The 15,286-nt window shown below is 71.8% G+C and carries 17 protein-coding genes and 1 tRNA gene; 13 read left to right on the top strand and 5 right to left on the bottom strand.

Going from position 1 to position 15,286, the window contains the following annotated elements; all coding sequences use genetic code 11:
- A partial coding sequence (locus MPTA5024_RS43955; RefSeq protein WP_036330677.1) for a phosphatidylglycerol lysyltransferase domain-containing protein occupies positions 1–202 on the bottom strand: 202 nt, incomplete at its 3' end.
- 89 nt (positions 203–291) lie between these two features.
- Between MPTA5024_RS43955 and MPTA5024_RS30420 the strand changes: the two genes are divergently transcribed.
- The 10 genes from MPTA5024_RS30420 to MPTA5024_RS30375 all read left to right on the top strand — a co-directional run bounded on the left by MPTA5024_RS30420 (position 292) and on the right by MPTA5024_RS30375 (position 11,256).
- Positions 292–1,494 (top strand): extracellular solute-binding protein, encoded by a 1,203-nt coding sequence (locus MPTA5024_RS30420; RefSeq protein ID WP_036330676.1) that lies wholly within the window; start codon positions 292–294, stop codon positions 1,492–1,494.
- Complete coding sequence (locus MPTA5024_RS44405) at positions 1,491–2,618, top strand: ABC transporter ATP-binding protein (RefSeq protein WP_198167478.1); 1,128 nt, start codon at positions 1,491–1,493, stop codon at positions 2,616–2,618. Before MPTA5024_RS30420 ends, MPTA5024_RS44405 begins: the two co-directional genes overlap by 4 nt.
- On the top strand, positions 2,615–3,493 hold the full coding sequence (locus MPTA5024_RS30410) for an ABC transporter permease (RefSeq protein ID WP_036330675.1): 879 nt from the start codon (positions 2,615–2,617) through the stop codon (positions 3,491–3,493). The genes MPTA5024_RS44405 and MPTA5024_RS30410 overlap by 4 nt, the downstream gene beginning before the upstream one ends.
- Positions 3,490–4,341, top strand: coding sequence for an ABC transporter permease (locus tag MPTA5024_RS30405; protein WP_036330674.1), 852 nt, complete (start codon positions 3,490–3,492; stop codon positions 4,339–4,341). Before MPTA5024_RS30410 ends, MPTA5024_RS30405 begins: the two co-directional genes overlap by 4 nt.
- A gap of 122 nt (positions 4,342–4,463) precedes the next feature.
- Complete coding sequence (locus MPTA5024_RS30400) at positions 4,464–5,129, top strand: class I SAM-dependent DNA methyltransferase (RefSeq protein WP_036330673.1); 666 nt, start codon at positions 4,464–4,466, stop codon at positions 5,127–5,129.
- Between the two features lie 14 nt (positions 5,130–5,143).
- On the top strand, positions 5,144–6,634 hold the full coding sequence (locus MPTA5024_RS30395) for an ATP-binding SpoIIE family protein phosphatase (RefSeq protein ID WP_051458854.1): 1,491 nt from the start codon (positions 5,144–5,146) through the stop codon (positions 6,632–6,634).
- Between the two features lie 63 nt (positions 6,635–6,697).
- Positions 6,698–7,486, top strand: coding sequence for an SDR family oxidoreductase (locus MPTA5024_RS30390; protein ID WP_036330672.1), 789 nt, complete (start codon positions 6,698–6,700; stop codon positions 7,484–7,486).
- A gap of 122 nt (positions 7,487–7,608) precedes the next feature.
- Entirely contained in the window at positions 7,609–8,043 is a 435-nt protein-coding gene (locus MPTA5024_RS30385) for a Fur family transcriptional regulator (protein ID WP_036330670.1), read from the top strand.
- Positions 8,044–8,079: 36 nt separating this feature from the next.
- Complete coding sequence (katG, locus tag MPTA5024_RS30380; protein ID WP_036330668.1) at positions 8,080–10,311, top strand: catalase/peroxidase HPI; 2,232 nt, start codon at positions 8,080–8,082, stop codon at positions 10,309–10,311.
- A gap of 285 nt (positions 10,312–10,596) precedes the next feature.
- Entirely contained in the window at positions 10,597–11,256 is a 660-nt protein-coding gene (locus tag MPTA5024_RS30375) for a dienelactone hydrolase family protein (protein WP_232326704.1), read from the top strand.
- 20 nt (positions 11,257–11,276) lie between these two features.
- Here MPTA5024_RS30375 and MPTA5024_RS30370 read toward each other — a convergent pair whose 3' ends face one another.
- Together MPTA5024_RS30370 and MPTA5024_RS30365 are read right to left on the bottom strand one after the other, a co-directional pair.
- Positions 11,277–11,879, bottom strand: a complete 603-nt coding sequence (locus MPTA5024_RS30370) for a hypothetical protein (protein ID WP_051458853.1) — start codon at positions 11,877–11,879, stop codon at positions 11,277–11,279.
- 109 nt (positions 11,880–11,988) lie between these two features.
- Positions 11,989–12,990, bottom strand: a complete 1,002-nt coding sequence (locus tag MPTA5024_RS30365) for a helix-turn-helix domain-containing protein (protein WP_051458852.1) — start codon at positions 12,988–12,990, stop codon at positions 11,989–11,991.
- Positions 12,991–13,084: 94 nt separating this feature from the next.
- Between MPTA5024_RS30365 and MPTA5024_RS30360 the strand changes: the two genes are divergently transcribed.
- Together MPTA5024_RS30360 and MPTA5024_RS30355 are read left to right on the top strand one after the other, a co-directional pair.
- The gene (locus MPTA5024_RS30360) at positions 13,085–13,543 is read left to right on the top strand and encodes a rhodanese-like domain-containing protein (RefSeq protein WP_036330664.1); all 459 of its coding nucleotides are present in this window, start codon (positions 13,085–13,087) and stop codon (positions 13,541–13,543) included.
- Between the two features lie 78 nt (positions 13,544–13,621).
- Positions 13,622–13,694: transfer RNA gene (locus MPTA5024_RS30355), tRNA-Ala, on the top strand.
- 25 nt (positions 13,695–13,719) lie between these two features.
- On the opposite strand, the gene MPTA5024_RS30350 is transcribed toward MPTA5024_RS30355, so the two are convergent.
- Both MPTA5024_RS30350 and MPTA5024_RS30345 read right to left on the bottom strand, forming a co-directional pair.
- The gene (locus tag MPTA5024_RS30350; RefSeq protein ID WP_036330663.1) at positions 13,720–14,250 is read right to left on the bottom strand and encodes a hypothetical protein; all 531 of its coding nucleotides are present in this window, start codon (positions 14,248–14,250) and stop codon (positions 13,720–13,722) included.
- Positions 14,251–14,465: 215 nt separating this feature from the next.
- Positions 14,466–14,837: a hypothetical protein gene (locus MPTA5024_RS30345; RefSeq protein ID WP_157099810.1), complete on the bottom strand. Its 372-nt coding sequence runs from the start codon at positions 14,835–14,837 to the stop codon at positions 14,466–14,468.
- Between the two features lie 268 nt (positions 14,838–15,105).
- On the opposite strand from MPTA5024_RS30345, the gene MPTA5024_RS42815 reads away from it, so the two are divergent.
- The coding region (locus MPTA5024_RS42815) for a DUF6203 family protein (protein WP_198167476.1) at positions 15,106–15,286 on the top strand (181 nt) is incomplete at its 3' end.

The following is a 15,286-nucleotide window of genomic DNA, read 5'->3' as shown; positions in this document are numbered from 1 at the left end:
GGAACCGGCGGATGGCCCCCGGCCACGCCTCAACGTCGCCGACCGGGTCGCCGCTGGCCAGCATCACCCCGGCGACCACGCGGTAGCCGATGGCGGCCTTCCCCGACGGGGAGAAGATCATGCCGACCCGGCCCGGCCGTCCGGTCGCCCGTCCGAGGGCGGCGCCCCCGCCCGTCGTCGTCCCCGCCGCCCCCGCCGCCACGGCGCCGGGGGATCCAGGTCCCCGGCGGGACGCGTGTTCTCACCCCCACGGAAGGCCCGCGCAGCGGGCACGAGGAGGACCGCACCCCCATGAGACACTCCCGTCTCGCCGTACTGGCGCTCGCCGGGCTGCTCGCCGCCTGCGGCGCGCCGGACCAGGGCAAGGCCTTCGTGCCCGAGCCCCCGGCCGCCGACGTCGTGATGCCGTCCGAGCCGGTGACGCTCAACATCGTGGACGTCGCCGGCAACCTGCAGCTCACGCAGCAGATATTCGAGAACTACAAGGCTCAGCACCCGAAAGCCGTGAGCAAGATCACCTACACCAAGGTCACGGCGCCGGAGCTGGCCGGCAAGGTGAAGGCCCAGCAGGACGCGGGCCGCCTCGACATCGACCTCGTCCTCACCGGCACCGACGGCCTGTCGGCCGGCCTGGAGCAGAACCTGTGGGTGGACCTCCAGGGCAGGTACGCCGGCAAGACGCCCAAGCCCGACTACCTGGAGCCGGCGGCCAAGATGGCCGAGCTGGCCCAGGGCAGGGGCGTCGTCATCACCTACTACCCGTCGGGGCCGCTCATCGAGTACAACCCGGCGACCGTGCCCAACCCGCCGAAGACCGCCGAGGAGCTGCTGGCCTGGGCGAAGGCCCACCCCAGGAAGCTGGAGTACGCCCGGCCGGCCAATTCAGGGCCCGGACGCACCTTCCTGATGGGCCTGCCGTACATCCTCAAGGACTCCGACCCGAAGGACCCGGTCAACGGCTGGTCGAAGACCTGGAGGTACCTCAAGGACCTCGGGCAGACCATCGAGTACTACCCGAGCAAGACGTCCCAGACCATGAGCGAGCTCGGCGACGGCACCCGTGACATCGTCATCACGACGACCGGCTGGGACATCAACCCCCGGGTCCTCGGCCAGGTGCCCAAGGACTACAAGGTCCAGAGCCTGGAGGGTTTCACCTGGGTGACCGATGCGCACTACGCGGTCGTGCCCAAGGGCGTCTCGGGCGCCAAGCTCGCCGTGATCCTCGACCTGCTGAAGTTCGCCCTCACCCCCCAGCAGCAGGCGATCACGTACGACAAGGGCTACTTCTACCCGGGCCCGGCCGTGCGGGGCGTGACGCTCGACATGGCCCCGCCGGACAGTCAGCAGGCGATCAAGGAGTACGGCCGGCCCGAGTACGACCGGCTCATCGAGGACAACCCCAAGGCCGTCCCGCTCGACGCGAAGCTCATGGTCACGGCGTTCGACACGTGGGACAAGGAGATCGGCGGCGACAAGGTGAAGACATCGTGAGCCACTCGGGCGTCCTTCCCGGCAAGCTGCGCGGAGGCTTCCGCGAGCTGCGCATGGAGGGGGTGACCCGGCGGTTCGGCCAGGCGGTCGCGCTCGACCGGCTCGACCTGACGATCGAGGGGGGCGAGTTCCTCGCCCTCCTCGGCCCCTCGGGCTGCGGCAAGTCCACCGCGCTGAACTGCCTGGCCGGGCTGCTGCCCTTGTCGGGCGGCGGCATCTGGCTCGACGACGAGCGGATCGACGGGCTTCCGCCGGAGCGGCGGGGGTTCGGGATGGTGTTCCAGAACTACGCGCTGTTCCCGCACCTGTCGGTGCGCCGCAACGTCGGCTTCGGCCTGGCCGTGCGGCGGCTGCCGAAGGCGGAGATCGCCCGCCGGGTCGACGAGGCGCTGGCGCTGGTGGAGCTGTCGGAGCACGCCGGCAAGCTGCCGGGCCAGCTGTCCGGCGGTCAGCAGCAGCGGGTGGCCATCGCGCGGGCCGTGGTGCTGCGGCCCCGGCTCGTGCTGATGGACGAGCCGCTGTCGAACCTCGACGCCAAGCTGCGCCTGCAGATGCGCACCGAGATCCGGCGGCTGCACCAGTCCCTCGGCCTGACGACGGTCTACGTGACCCACGACCAGGAGGAGGCGCTCGCGCTGGCCGACCGGATCGTGGTGCTGCGCGGCGGGCTCGTCGAGCAGGTCGGCTCGCCCGAGGAGGTGTACACCTACCCGGCGAACACCTACGTGGCGGGCTTCATGGGCTACCGCAACCTGCTCGACCTGCCCGTGGCGGCGCACGACGGCGCCCGGGTGATCCTCGCCGAGCCCGGCATGCGGCTGACCGGCCTGGCCCAGCGCGGCGGCCGGGCGGGCGGGGCGAGGGCCGTGGCCGCCGTCCGCCCGCACGACTTCCGGCTCGGCGCCGGCCGGGACAACGCCGTACAGGTACGGGTCGAGGTGGTGGAGTTCCACGGGCGGGAGGTGGCCGCCGAGGGCGTCACGGAGACGGGCCGGGTGGTGCACGTCCGCCTGCCCGAGCGTGTCGCCCCGGGCGACCGGATCGACCTCACCGTGCCCGTGGAGCGCGTGCTGGTCTACCCCGTCGACGCCCCGGCCGCGGACGTGGCGGAGGTGCCCGAGTGACGACCGGCCTGCGGCACCGGCTGGCCGAGCGCGGGGTGGACCGGGTGCTGCTGCTCCTGGTCCCCGCCGTGCTCACGCTGGTGCTGCTGTTCCTCTACCCCATGCTGTACGGCGTGGGCCTGTCGCTCCAGCCCAGGACCGGCGGGCTGCTCGACAACTACCGGGCGTTCTTCGCCGACCCCTACCAGAGCGGCACGATCGGCAAGACGATGCGGCTCGCGCTGCCGGCCGCGCTGATCAACGTCGGGGCGTCGGTGCCGATCGCGTACCGGCTGCGGGGCAGGTTCCGCGGCAGGCGGCTGCTGACGGCCATCCTGGTGCTCCCGGTGACGCTCGGGACCGTGCTCGTGGCCGACGGCCTGCTGCGCTACCTCGGCCCCAAGGGCTGGTTCAACCGCGTGCTCATGGGGATCGGCCTGGTGCACGAGCCCGTGCGGCTCATCTACAACTACTGGGGCGTGCTGTTCTCCCTGGTCATCACGGGTTTCCCGTTCGCCTTCCTGCTCGTCCTGTCGTACATGTCGGGCATCGACCCGACGCTCGAACGGGCGGCGGCGACCCTGGGGGCGGGGCCGTGGGAGCGGGTCAGGCGGATCACGCTGCCGCTGCTCGCGCCGGGGCTGGCCACCACGTTCGTGCTCGCCTTCGTGCTGGCGTTCTCGGTCTTCCCCTCGGCGAACCTCGTGGGCGAGCCGGCCAACGAGACCCGGGTGATGGCGATCGCGGCCTACGACGCGGCGTTCGAGAAGTACGACTACTCGATGGCCTCGACCATCGCCGTCCTGATGGGCGTCTTCGAACTGGTCGTCATCGCGCTCGTCCTGCTCTGGCGCGGGCGGCTCTACACCGGCTCGACGGGAGGCAAGGGCGCATGAGCGTGCCGATCGGAAGGCCCCGCCGGCGGGGCGGGCCGTACGCCTGGATCGTCTGGGGCGGCGTCGCCTTCTTCCTGGTCAACCTGCTGGCGCTGATCCTTTCGGTGGTCGTGGACTCGTTCGCGACCAGCTGGTTCGGCGACTGGCTGCCGCGCGGCTTCACCATGCGCTGGTACGCCGAGGCCTGGGACGAGTTCGGCCTCGGCGACGTGCTCCGGGTGACGCTCGTCGTCGCGCTGGCCGTGGTGCTCGTCGCGCTGGCGCTCGGCGTCCCCGCGGCGTACGCGCTGGCGCGGCGGACCTTCCCCGGCAAGCGGCTCGTCCTGCTGCTCCTGCTGCTGCCGGTGCTGCTGCCGCCCATCACGTACGGCATCCCGCTGGCGACCGTGCTCTACAAGTTCCAGCTCGCGGGGAGCATGGCCGGGGTGATCGCGGCCAACCTGGTGCCGGCGCTGCCGTTCGTGGTGCTCGTCATGACGCCGTTCATCGAGCAGATCGACACGACGATCGAGTCGGCGGCCCGGATGTGCGGGGCGGGCACCCGGCAGGTCTTCCTCCGCGTGCTGGTGCCGCTGCTGGTGCCGGGCATCCTCGCGGCGGGGATCCTGGTGCTGGTGCGCACGGTCGCGATGTTCGAGCTGACGTTCCTCGTGGCCGGGCCGGACAGCCAGACGCTCGTCGTCGCGCTGTTCAGCGCCGCGTTCACCCCCGGTATCCGGGCCGCCCAGGCGATCGACGCGATGGCCGTGGTCTACACGATGCTGTCGGCGGCGTTGCTGGCGGTGGCCCTCGTGTTCGTCAACCCGACGCAGATCGTGGCGCAGGTCAAAGAGACGCCCGTCGATTGACAGCGATCTCTGACTCCATGAACTGGTGAAATGACAAATTAATCCTGGAATGTCTTGACTTGAAAGGGCGCGGACCCCTATCTAAGAGGAGGCATAGACGGCTGATCACAATGGCGGCACACATGACAACCGAGTCCGGCGCGGACAATCCTCGTCACGAGTACCGAACGATGCAGGCCGAGGCGTTCAATCGCATCGGTGCCCGATATGACGAGGCGTTTCCGCACAAGGAAGGACAGATCGCCGCCGGTGAGTGGATGATCAAGCAGCTCAAGCCCGGTGCCCGCGTGCTCGACGTCGGCTGCGGCACCGGGTCTCCCACCGCCCAGCAGTTCGCCGACGCGGGCTGCGAGGTGACGGGCATCGACATCTCCCCGGTCATGCTCGACCTGGCCAGGAAGAACGTCCCGGTCGGCACCTTCCTCGAGTTCGACGTGCTCGAGGTCGACGGGTCCCTGGGCGTGTTCGACGCCGCCACCGCGTTCTTCAGCCTGCTCATGCTGCCGCGCGCCGACATCGTGGCGGCGCTCGGCAGGCTGCACTCGGTGCTCGCGCCGGGCGCCCTGTTCTCGCTGAGCATGGTGGAAATCGACCTCGACGACGTGCCATTCCAGTTTCTGGGCGCGCCCGTTCGGGTGACCGGATATCTGCGCGACGAGTTGCGGGAGGTCGTCGAGGCCGCCGGTTTCAGCGTGCTGTCGGAGAATCACATTTCGTACGCGCCCGCGACGACCCAGGCGCCACCCGAAATCCAGCTCTTCTTCAATTGCCGTCGCGACCAATTCTGAGAGGCTGCCCACCCGTGTCGTGGGACGGGGAAACGCTCGACCTGCTGGGGTACCTGAGCGAGGCGGCTCAGGCCATCGGCGACAGCCCGAGCCCCGAGGAGGCGGCCCGGGTGCTGTGCGAGGCCGCCGTACCCCGGCTGGCCGACGCGGCGGCCGTCTACGTGGACGGCGGCGTGCGGCACCGGGTCGACCGCGCCGGGCGCCTGCCCCCGCGCTGGCACGACGACCGGCGGCGCGGCCCCGCCCGGCTCGACGACCACCTCATCGCCGTTCCCCTGCGCGCGTACGGCAAGCCGGTCGGCTGCGTCGTGCTGGCCAGGGACCGGCAGCGTCCTTCCTTCGCGGACGCCGACCTGCTGGCGGCCGCCCAGCTCGGCGTCCCGGCCGCGCTGACGATCTTCCATGGTCACCGGCACCGGCAGCAGGTCGAGGCCGTCGAGATCCTCCAGCGGGGGATCAGGCCGGGCGCCCCGCCCGTGCTGCCCGGGCTGGAGATCTCGTTCCGGTACGAGCCGGCGGCCGAGCGGGTCGGCGGCGACTGGTTCGACGTGATCCCGCTGCCCGGGAGCAGGGTCGCGCTGGTGGTGGGCGACGTCATGGGCCACGGCCTGCCCGCCGCCGCCGTCATGGGCCAGCTCCGCACCGCCGTCCAGACGCTCGCCTCGCTCGACCTGCCGGCCGAGCAGGTGCTCCACTCGCTCGACGAGATGGCCCAGCGGCTCGCCGCGCAGACGCTCACCACCTGCGTCTACTGCGTGTACGACCCCGTGCTGCGGCGCTGCACGATCGCGAGCGCCGGCCATCTGCCGCCCGTCCTCGTACGGCCGGACGGCGGGGCCGACCTGCTGTCGCCGCCCCGCTGCCCGCCCATCGGGCTCGGGCGCACGCCGTTCGAGACCATGGAGATCGCCGCCGAGGACGGCAGCATGCTCGTGCTGTACACCGACGGCCTGGTGGAGCAGCGCGGGCAGGACATCGGCCAGAGCGTCGAGACCCTGCGCCGCCGGGTCGCCGGGGGCGCCCATGTCGAGGACCTGTGCGACGACGCGCTGTCCTCCGGCCGGTCGGACGACGTGACGCTGCTGGCCATCCGGTTCCGGGGCATCCCCAGCGGGCACGTGGCGCAGTGGATGATGGAGCCGCAGCCGGCGACGCCGGGCCGGGTGCGCGGCCTCGTCCGTCGGACGCTGACCTCGTGGGGCCTGGAGCCGATGATCCCCGTGGCCCAGCTCCTCGCGTCCGAGCTGGTCACGAACGCGGTGCGGCAGACCTCACGGCCCATCACGATCCGGCTGCTGCGCACCGACGCGCTGCTGTGCGAGGTCAGCGACGACGACCACCGGCTGCCGATCCTGCGCGAGCCCGGCGTGCTCGATGAGGACGGCCGGGGGATGTACCTGGTCAGCCAGCTCGCCGAGCGCTGGGGCGCCAGCCGGGTCGCCGGTGGCAAGACGGTCTGGTTCTCGATGCCCATCCCGGCGGGACTCGCGGCCGCCCGGTCTTGATTCGTTGACGCCGGAGGAGCGGGCGCGTAGGTTCCGATACCGACTGGTCGGTTTGGAGGGGTCATGCGGGTCGAGGACAAGATCGTCGTCGTGACGGGCGCCGCGGGCGGCATCGGGCGCGCCCTGGCACTGCGCTTCGCCGCCGAGGGGGCGGCCGGCGTGCTCGTGGCCGACCTCGACGAGGCGGGCGCCGCGGCGGTCGCCGCCGAGATCGGCGGGCGCGCCCTCGCCGTGGGGGCCGACGTGACCGTCGAGGACGACGTCCGCGCGCTGGTGGACGCGGCTGAGCGGGACCTCGGCCCGGTGGACCTGTTCTGCTCCAACGCCGGCGTCATCACCGGCCACGGCCTGGACGCCTCCGACCTCGACTGGAGTGCGACGCTCGCCGTCAACACGATGGCCCACGTCTACGCCGCGCGCGCCGTCGTGCCCCGGATGGTCGAGCGCGGCGGCGGATACCTGCTGAACACGTGCTCGGCCGCCGGGCTGGTGAGCTGCCCCGGCGACGCGCCGTACGCCGTGAGCAAGGCGGCGGCGATCTCCTTCGCCGAGTGGGTGGCCATCCACTACCGCGCCAGGGGCATCCGCGTGAGCGTGCTCTGCCCGCAGGGCGTCCGCACCCGGATGATGGAGCGGGGGCTGGAGGAGGACCACGTCACCGCGCGCGCCGTCGCCTCGTCGGGCGCCGTGCTCGACCCGGCCGAGGTGGCCGGCCACGTCGTCGAGGGCCTGGCCGACGAGCGCTTCTACATCCTGCCGCACCCCGAGGTGGCCGCCTTCCTGGCCCGCAAGGTGGCCGACCCGGACCGCTGGCTGGACGGCATGTCCCGGTTCGTGGAGTCGCTCACCTGACGCCGTACGGGATCGCCCCGCGACGACCCATCCGGAACGGACGGACCCTGCCGAATCCGGCACCTTACGTTAATCGTTCGTTCTCTTGTATGGTTCGCCTTTATGACGGTAGGTTGTGCGCGATGATCGCACCCAGGACCCCGACCACCGCCGACGAGCTGCGCGGCGCCGGCCTGCGCGTGACGGCCGCCCGCGTCGCACTGCTCGAGACCGTCCGGCACGGTGACCACCTCGACGTCGACGCGATCGCGTCCGGGGTGCGCGACCGCGTCGGCCACGTCTCCCTCCAAGCCGTGTACGAGGCCCTCCACGCGCTCACCGCGGCGGGACTCGTCCGCCGCATCGAGCCGGCCGGCAGTCCGGCCCGGTTCGAGGGGCGCGTCGGCGACAACCACCACCACGTGGTGTGCCGGTCGTGCGGCGCCGTCGCCGACGTCGACTGCGCGGTCGGTCACGCCCCCTGCCTGACGGCGTCCGACGACCACGGCTTCTCGATCGAAGAGGCCGACGTCATCTACTGGGGCCTGTGCCCCGGCTGTTCCACCGCCCGCGGTTGACGAGCCGCGTGATCCACCTCTTTCAGAAGGATTCCCATGTCTGAGAACCATGATGCAATCGTCACCGACCCGAAGACGGAGGGCGAGGGCGGCTGCCCCGTCGCGCACGGGCGCGCCGCGCACCCGACTCAGGGCGGCGGGAACCGCCAGTGGTGGCCGGAGCGGCTCAACCTGAGGATCCTCGCCAAGAACCCCGCCGTGGCCAACCCCCTCGGCGAGGAGTTCGACTACGCCGCGGCGTTCAACAGCCTCGACCTCGCGGCCGTGAAGCGTGACATCGCCGAGGTGCTGACGACCTCCCAGGACTGGTGGCCCGCCGACTTCGGCCACTACGGTCCGCTGATCATCCGGATGGCGTGGCACAGCGCGGGCACGTACCGCATCAGCGACGGCCGCGGCGGCGCCGGGGCCGGTCAGCAGCGCTTCGCCCCGCTGAACAGCTGGCCCGACAACGGCAACCTCGACAAGGCCCGCCGCCTGCTGTGGCCGGTCAAGAAGAAGTACGGCCAGAAGATCTCGTGGGCCGACCTCATGATCCTCGCGGGCAACGTCGCGCTGGAGTCGATGGGCTTCACGACCTTCGGCTACGCGGGCGGCCGTGAGGACGTCTGGGAGTCGGAGGAGGACGTCTACTGGGGTCCCGAGACCACCTGGCTCGGCGACGAGCGCTACACCGGCGACCGCGAGCTCGAAAACCCTCTCGCCGCGGTCCAGATGGGCCTCATCTACGTCAACCCGGAGGGCCCGAACGGCAACCCGGACCCGCTGGCGTCGGCCCGCGACATCCGTGAGACGTTCCGCCGGATGGCGATGAACGACGAGGAGACGGTCGCCCTCATCGCGGGCGGTCACACCTTCGGCAAGGCCCACGGCGCCGGCCCGGCGGACAACGTCGGCGCCGACCCCGAGGCGGCCCCGATCGAGCAGCAGGGCTTCGGCTGGAAGAACAGCTTCGGCACCGGCAAGGGCGGCGACGCGATCACCAGCGGTCTCGAGGTGACCTGGACGCCCACCCCGACCACGTGGGACAACTCCTTCTTCGAGATCCTGTTCGGCTACGAGTGGGAGCTGTTCCAGAGCCCCGCCGGCGCCCACCAGTGGCGGCCGAAGGACGGCGCGGGGGCGGGCACCGTCCCCGACGCCCACGACCCGTCGAAGAAGCACGCCCCGACGATGCTGACGACCGACCTGGCGCTCCGGTTCGACCCCGTCTACGAGCAGATCTCGCGGCGCTTCCTGGAGAACCCGGACGCGTTCGCGGACGCCTTCGCCCGGGCGTGGTTCAAGCTGACCCACCGCGACATGGGCCCGGTCGTGCGCTACCTCGGCCCCGAGGTCCCGAGCGAGGTGCTGCTGTGGCAGGACCCGCTGCCGGCGCGGACGTACGAGCTCGTGGACGCCGGCGACGTCGCCGCCCTCAAGGGCCGGATCCTCGCCTCGGGCCTGACCGTGTCCGAGCTCGTCTCCACCGCGTGGGCCTCGGCCTCGTCGTTCCGCGGCAGCGACAAGCGCGGCGGCGCCAACGGCGCCCGCGTCCGCCTGCAGCCGCAGAGCGGGTGGGAGGTCAACGACCCCGACCAGCTGGCCGCGGTGCTGCGCACCCTTGAGGGGATCCAGGAGTCGTTCAACGCCGCGCAGACCGGCGGCAAGCAGATCTCGCTCGCCGACCTGATCGTGCTCGGCGGCTCCGCCGCCGTCGAGAAGGCGGCCAAGGACGCCGGCTTCGACGTCGAGGTCCCCTTCACGCCGGGGCGTGTGGACGCGTCGCAGGACGAGACCGACGTGGAGTCGTTCGCCGCCCTGGAGCCGGCCGCCGACGGGTTCCGCAACTACTACGGCAAGGGCAACCGCCTTCCGGCCGAGTACCTGCTGATCGACCGGGCCAACCTGCTGACCCTCAGCGCCCCCGAGATGACGGTCCTCGTCGGCGGCCTCCGCGTCCTCGGCGCCAACCACCGGCAGTCGAAGGCCGGCGTCCTCACCTCGACCCCCGGCGTCCTTACCAACGACTTCTTCGTCAACCTGCTCGACATGGGCACGGAGTGGAAGTCGGCGTCGGAGGACCAGACCACGTTCGAGGGCCGCGACGCGGGCACGGGCGAGACCAGGTGGACCGCCAGCCGGGCCGACCTCGTCTTCGGCGCGAACTCCGAGCTGCGGGCGCTCGCGGAGGTCTACGCGAGCGACGACGCGAAGCAGAAGTTCGTGAACGACTTCGTCGCGGCGTGGTCCAAGGTCATGGACCTCGACCGGTTCGACCTGGTCTGATCGATCACCCCGTCCGGGCCGGCCTCGTCAGGCTGGCCCGGACGTCTGTCCGGGGCCGGACGCGGGTGGACCTTCTGGTGATATGTTCGGCGTCGCCGTTTGTGCTGCGAACTGAGGAGGTGAGACCGATCAACGCTGTGACAGGTCGGGGCTCCCTCCCTCGCATGGCCTAGGGAGCGCCCGCGGAAGGCATCCCGAAAGGCTCGAAACGCAATGCGCTTCATCTCTGAGACGTCGTCGGACGGCGTCCGCGAAAGGCTCTTCACCCTCGGTGAGATTCCCGGCGTGCTGTGGACGCCGGAAGGCGCCGCCGGCACTCGTCCCCTCATTGTCATGGGACACGGCGGCGGACAGCACAAGAAGGCCCCCGGCATCCTGACCCGTGCGCGCCGGTTGGCGACCGACTGTGCCTTCGCGGTGGTGGCGGTGGACGTGCCCGGCCACGGCGACAGGCCGAAGGATGAGGAGTACGACCGGATCGCCACAGAGAACCGGGCGCGCATGGACGCCGGGGAGGATCCGGCCCCGCTGATCGCCGTCTTCCAGGCGCTCGTGGCTCGCCAGACCGTCCCGGAATGGCGTGCCGTCCTGGACGCGGTCCAGGACCTCGAGTACGTCGGTGCCGGTCCGGTGGGCTATTGGGGTGTGTCGCTGGGGTGCGGACTCGGGATTCCGTTCGTCGCCGCCGAACCCCGGGTCCGCGCGGCGGTGCTGGGTCTGGGCGGGGCGACGGCATCGGCGGAGGACGCCGCGCGGATCACCGTCCCGGTGGAGTTCCTCCTGCAGTGGGACGATGAGCGGGTGCCGCGGGCCCAGGGCTTGGCGCTGTTCGACGCCTTCGCCTCAGCCGAGAAGACGCTGCACGCGAACCCCGGCAGGCACGGCGAGATCCCGGCGTTCGAACTGGACAGCACGCTGCGGTTCTTCGCCCGGCACCTCGGCTGACACCGCCGCCTGATGGGGGGCTAGCAGCCGCTCTTGGCGCACTGGCCCTCGACGACCCCGCCGGGGCCGTCGGCGGGGGCCTGCGAACCGGACGACCCGCCGCCCTGGGGCTTGCCGGTGCCGCCGCCGTTCGACGTGCCGCTCTTCGTCCCGCTCCTCGTGCCGCCCGTCCCGGAGGAGCCCGAGGACCCGGAGGAGCCGGAGCCGGTCGAGCCGCCGGACCCGCCCGCGCCCGTCCCGGTGCCGCCGCCGGAGGCGTCCTGGCCCGTGCCGTCGCCGCCTCCTGTGGCGCCCGTGTCGTCCCCGCCGTCGCCGGGCTGGTCGCCCGCGCCGTCCTGGGATCCGGCCTGATCGGTCCCTCCCTGCCCGGCGTCGCCGGCGGGGGCTCCGGCGTCCTGGCTCGCGGCCGGTCCCGCGCCGCTCGGCGCCGGACCGCCCGAACCCTTGGCGAGCACGAACCCGGCGCCGCCGGCGACGAGCAGCGCCACCAGCGCGGCGGCCGCGATCACGGCCTTCTTCGTGGTGTTCCCGGAGCCGCTCCGGGAACCGCCGGCGCCGCTGTCGAGGATCTCCTCCTGGCGGAAATCGGGCCGGCTCGTCGGGGGGTGGACGTCCCCTTGCATGTGGAAACAACTCCCTGCGGTCGTTTAGGGGGAAAGCTCCTCGGCTTCCGCGGGTGGTTGACCACCTTAACCACTACATTGGACAAACCGCACAATCTTCCATCAATAATCATGAATCTCCCAGACGTGCAGGTCGGGGCGCGAACGCCCGGCGGTACGCCGAGGGGGAGGTGCGCATCGCCCGCGTGAAGTGGTGACGGAACGTCACCGGGCTCTCGAAGCCCACCGCGGCCGCGACCTCCTCGACCGGGACCGCCGTGGTCTCCAGCAGGGGCAGGCTGGCCGCGATCCGCTGCGCGATCACCCAGCGGACGGGGCTGGTGCCGGTCCTCCGGTGGAAGTGCCGCACGAAGCTGCGCCGGGACATCGCGGCGACCCGGGCCAGGACGTCCACGGTGATCGGGCGGGCGAGGTCGGCCAGCGCCCACTCCATCGCGCGGGCCACCGCGTCGTCCTCCGCGACGGGCGCGACCGGCGCCTCGACGAACTGCGCCTGCCCGCCCTCGCGGTGCGGCGGCACGACCAGCCGGCGGGCGACGGCGTTGGCCACGCTCGGGCCGTGGTCCCGCCGTACGAGGTGGATGAGCAGGTCGAGACCGGCGGCGCTGCCGGCGCTGGTCAGCACGTCGCCCTCGTCCACGTACAGGACGCCGGGGTCCACCGTGACGCGGGGGAAGCGGCTCTGGAGGAGCGCGGCGTACCGCCAGTGGGTGGTGGCGGTGCGCCCGTCGAGGAGCCCGGCCCCGGCGAGGGCGAAGGCTCCCGAACAGATCGACACGATCCGCGCGCCGTGGTCGCGGGCCTGTCGCAGAGCGCCGGCGAGCGCGGGGGAGACGTCCGCGTGGACGTCGGGCACGCCCGGGACGATCACGGTGGAGGCCGCGGCGAACGCGTCGAGGCCGTGCGCGGCCTGCACGGTGAAGCCGCCCACGGCCCGCAGCGGGCCCTCGCGCTCGGAGCAGACGACGAGGTCGTACCAGGGCACGTCGAGCTCGGGGCGGGGAAGCCCGAAGACCTCGACCACGCACCCCAGCTCGAAGGGGCTCATGCCGTCGAAGGCCAGGACCGACACCGTACGGCCGGGCTCGGAGAGGGACAGGAGGCTCGGCATGGCCAGATCTTAGCGATGGTGGGCACGCGTGCCACTGGCGGACGGGGACGCCGCGGCGGCACGATCGGGACGACCGACTCCCGGAGGTGTCCTGATGTCCGCCGTTCTCAACGTTCCCGCCGCCGCCCCGGCCGCGGCCGCCGCCCACTTCGCCGCCCGCCTGTCGTTCGAGACCGACGTGTCCGACGTGCACGCCGACCTGGAGTCGGGCGAGCGCGGGATCGTGGTGGTGGACGTCCGCAGCTCCGAGAGCTGGCGGCAGGGGCACGTGAGGGGCGCGCTCCACCTGCCGGCCGCGCGGGTCGCCGCCCGCGCGCCGGAGGAGATCCCTCGCGACGTCACTGTGGTGACGTACTGCTGGGGTCCCGGGTGCAACGGCGCGACGCGGGCGGCGCTCGAGTTCGCCCGGCTCGGGTACCGGGTGAAGGAGATGATCGGCGGCTTCGAGTACTGGGCCCGGGAGGGCTTCGCCGTCGTGACGGCGTCCGGCGTCGAGCGGCGCCCGGCGGACCCGCTGACGGCCCCGGCCGCCGGCATCTCCTGCGGCTGCTGACCCGCCGTCCCGCACGGTTACGCTCTCGCGCCGGACGTCCTATACACTGGCCGGGCGCCGCTGCGGTGGCGTGACCAAGGGGCTATAGCGCAGCTGGTAGCGCACCTCCATGGCATGGAGGGGGTCTGGGGTTCGAGTCCCCATAGCTCCACCTTTCGCGGACCCGCGGGGTCCGCTCACCCGATCACCGTCAGCGGCACGCACCCGCACGCGGGTCGCAGCAGGAGCCCGACGTCGAGCCGGATCAACGGCCACACCACCGCCACCGGCCGCCACTGCGGCTCCGAGACCGCCTGCACGGGTTCCTCGGACGGCGTGGGAGTGGGGCTGGGCGTCGGAGTGGCCGCCGGGGTCGGCGTCGGCCGCGGAGTCGGGGCGATCACCGTCACGTTCTGGGTGATGTTGCAGACCCGGCTCCTCCGGCACAGGGCGTTCTGGACGCTCGTCACGCCGTCGGCCGCCTCGGTGGAGGTGTGCTGGTAACCGCGGTTGTTCGTGGGGCTCTTCACCGACAGGACGCTGCGGTTGCGCCGGCCGTTCCCGCTCGTCACCGTGTCGTCGCCGGGCGGGTCGGCGCGCAGCCGCCCGTGCGCCCGGGCGGCCCGCTCGCGGTCGGTGCCCGCGGCCGCCGGGAGCGGGTCCAGGGCCGCGAGGAACACGGCCGAGGCGGACGCGCCGATGAGAGACACCAGGGCCAGGGTTCTCATGCCCCCCGCGCCGCCAACGAGCCGAATTGTCATTCTTCGTCGCCCCCTGCCGAATCCTGATGAGTCCGGACGTCGTTCTCCGTCCGTACTGCTTGCTCAGGATAATCGGGGGCCGGGCGCAACCCGCGCCACCGACGGACGGGGCGCGGGTTATTACCGGAGTATTGCCAACGGCAGCGTCAATAACTGCTCGGATCGGACCGATCGGACAATTGTCAGTTTCGGCTCACCGTCCACTGGCTCTGGTTGACCTTGCAGAGCTTGTGGCGCTTGCAGTTGACGTTCTGCGTGTTGGTGCTGCCGTTGTTACCGGTCGAGACCTCCTGGATGCCGTCGACCACGGTGGGGGTGTCGATCGCGAAGTTGTTCTGGTTGTGCTTGCCGTTCCCGGCGTTGATGGAGATCTTCCCGCTGTTGCCGGAGCTGGCGGTGTCGCCGTTGCGGCCCTTGTGCCCCCCGCCCGAGCCGGCGGACGCCTCCGTGGACAGCGCGGCCGTCGCGATGGCGACGATGAGGGCGGTCAACGCCGACCGCAGGGCGATCGCTCCGATACTGGCGAGCGGCTTACCCGCACGGCGACGGCTCATCTCGGTGCACCTGCCTAGCTTTCCACACTGGACGTCCGTTTGATTGGACATAAACGACGTCCACCTCCATACCCTGATTTCGGGCCGCGGTCCCGGCCGATACGGCAGGCCGCGCGGATGATTACCCCTCCTTTGTCGTACGGCGGAATCCGGGCGCATCACGATGCCGTTTCCCAGTGGAAATCCGATCCGTCGGCATTCGGGCCCCCGCCGGAGCGGCGGGAGGCCGCGTACATGAACGTGACCGGTGGTGGTAGGGGCAAACGCCATGAAACGGATCCTGCAGCTCGTCGCCACCCGATGGCTCGCCCGCACGCCGCTCGGACTGGTCGTGCTGGGCATCGGCTGGCTGGTCATGCGCAAGCGGCGCGGCGCCCAGCGGCCCGGAACGTCCGAGGCGCTCCGCGAGCCCGGCCGCGGGTCGCGCACCCCGTACGCCTCGCGCGGCC

The organism is Microbispora sp. ATCC PTA-5024 (assembly GCF_000511135.2).
In the GTDB taxonomy this organism is placed as follows: domain Bacteria; phylum Actinomycetota; class Actinomycetes; order Streptosporangiales; family Streptosporangiaceae; genus Microbispora; species Microbispora corallina.
Note: the sequence above shows the minus strand (reverse complement) of the source record. Positions and strands in the feature narration are given on the sequence as shown.

Bases quoted from the DNA above. Each gene is read 5' to 3' on its own strand.
- MPTA5024_RS30420 (WP_036330676.1), top strand. From the start codon at position 292: ATGAGACACTCCCGTCTCGCCGTACTGGCGCTCGCCGGGCTGCTCGCC.
- MPTA5024_RS30405 (WP_036330674.1), top strand. From the start codon at position 3,490: ATGAGCGTGCCGATCGGAAGGCCCCGCCGGCGGGGCGGGCCGTACGCC.
- MPTA5024_RS30400 (WP_036330673.1), top strand. From the start codon at position 4,464: ATGACAACCGAGTCCGGCGCGGACAATCCTCGTCACGAGTACCGAACG.
- MPTA5024_RS30390 (WP_036330672.1), top strand. From the start codon at position 6,698: ATGCGGGTCGAGGACAAGATCGTCGTCGTGACGGGCGCCGCGGGCGGC.
- MPTA5024_RS30385 (WP_036330670.1), top strand. From the start codon at position 7,609: ATGATCGCACCCAGGACCCCGACCACCGCCGACGAGCTGCGCGGCGCC.
- katG (WP_036330668.1), top strand. From the start codon at position 8,080: ATGTCTGAGAACCATGATGCAATCGTCACCGACCCGAAGACGGAGGGC.
- MPTA5024_RS30370 (WP_051458853.1), bottom strand. From the start codon at position 11,879: ATGCAAGGGGACGTCCACCCCCCGACGAGCCGGCCCGATTTCCGCCAG.
- MPTA5024_RS30365 (WP_051458852.1), bottom strand. From the start codon at position 12,990: ATGCCGAGCCTCCTGTCCCTCTCCGAGCCCGGCCGTACGGTGTCGGTC.
- MPTA5024_RS30360 (WP_036330664.1), top strand. From the start codon at position 13,085: ATGTCCGCCGTTCTCAACGTTCCCGCCGCCGCCCCGGCCGCGGCCGCC.
- MPTA5024_RS30350 (WP_036330663.1), bottom strand. From the start codon at position 14,250: ATGAGAACCCTGGCCCTGGTGTCTCTCATCGGCGCGTCCGCCTCGGCC.
- MPTA5024_RS30345 (WP_157099810.1), bottom strand. From the start codon at position 14,837: ATGAGCCGTCGCCGTGCGGGTAAGCCGCTCGCCAGTATCGGAGCGATC.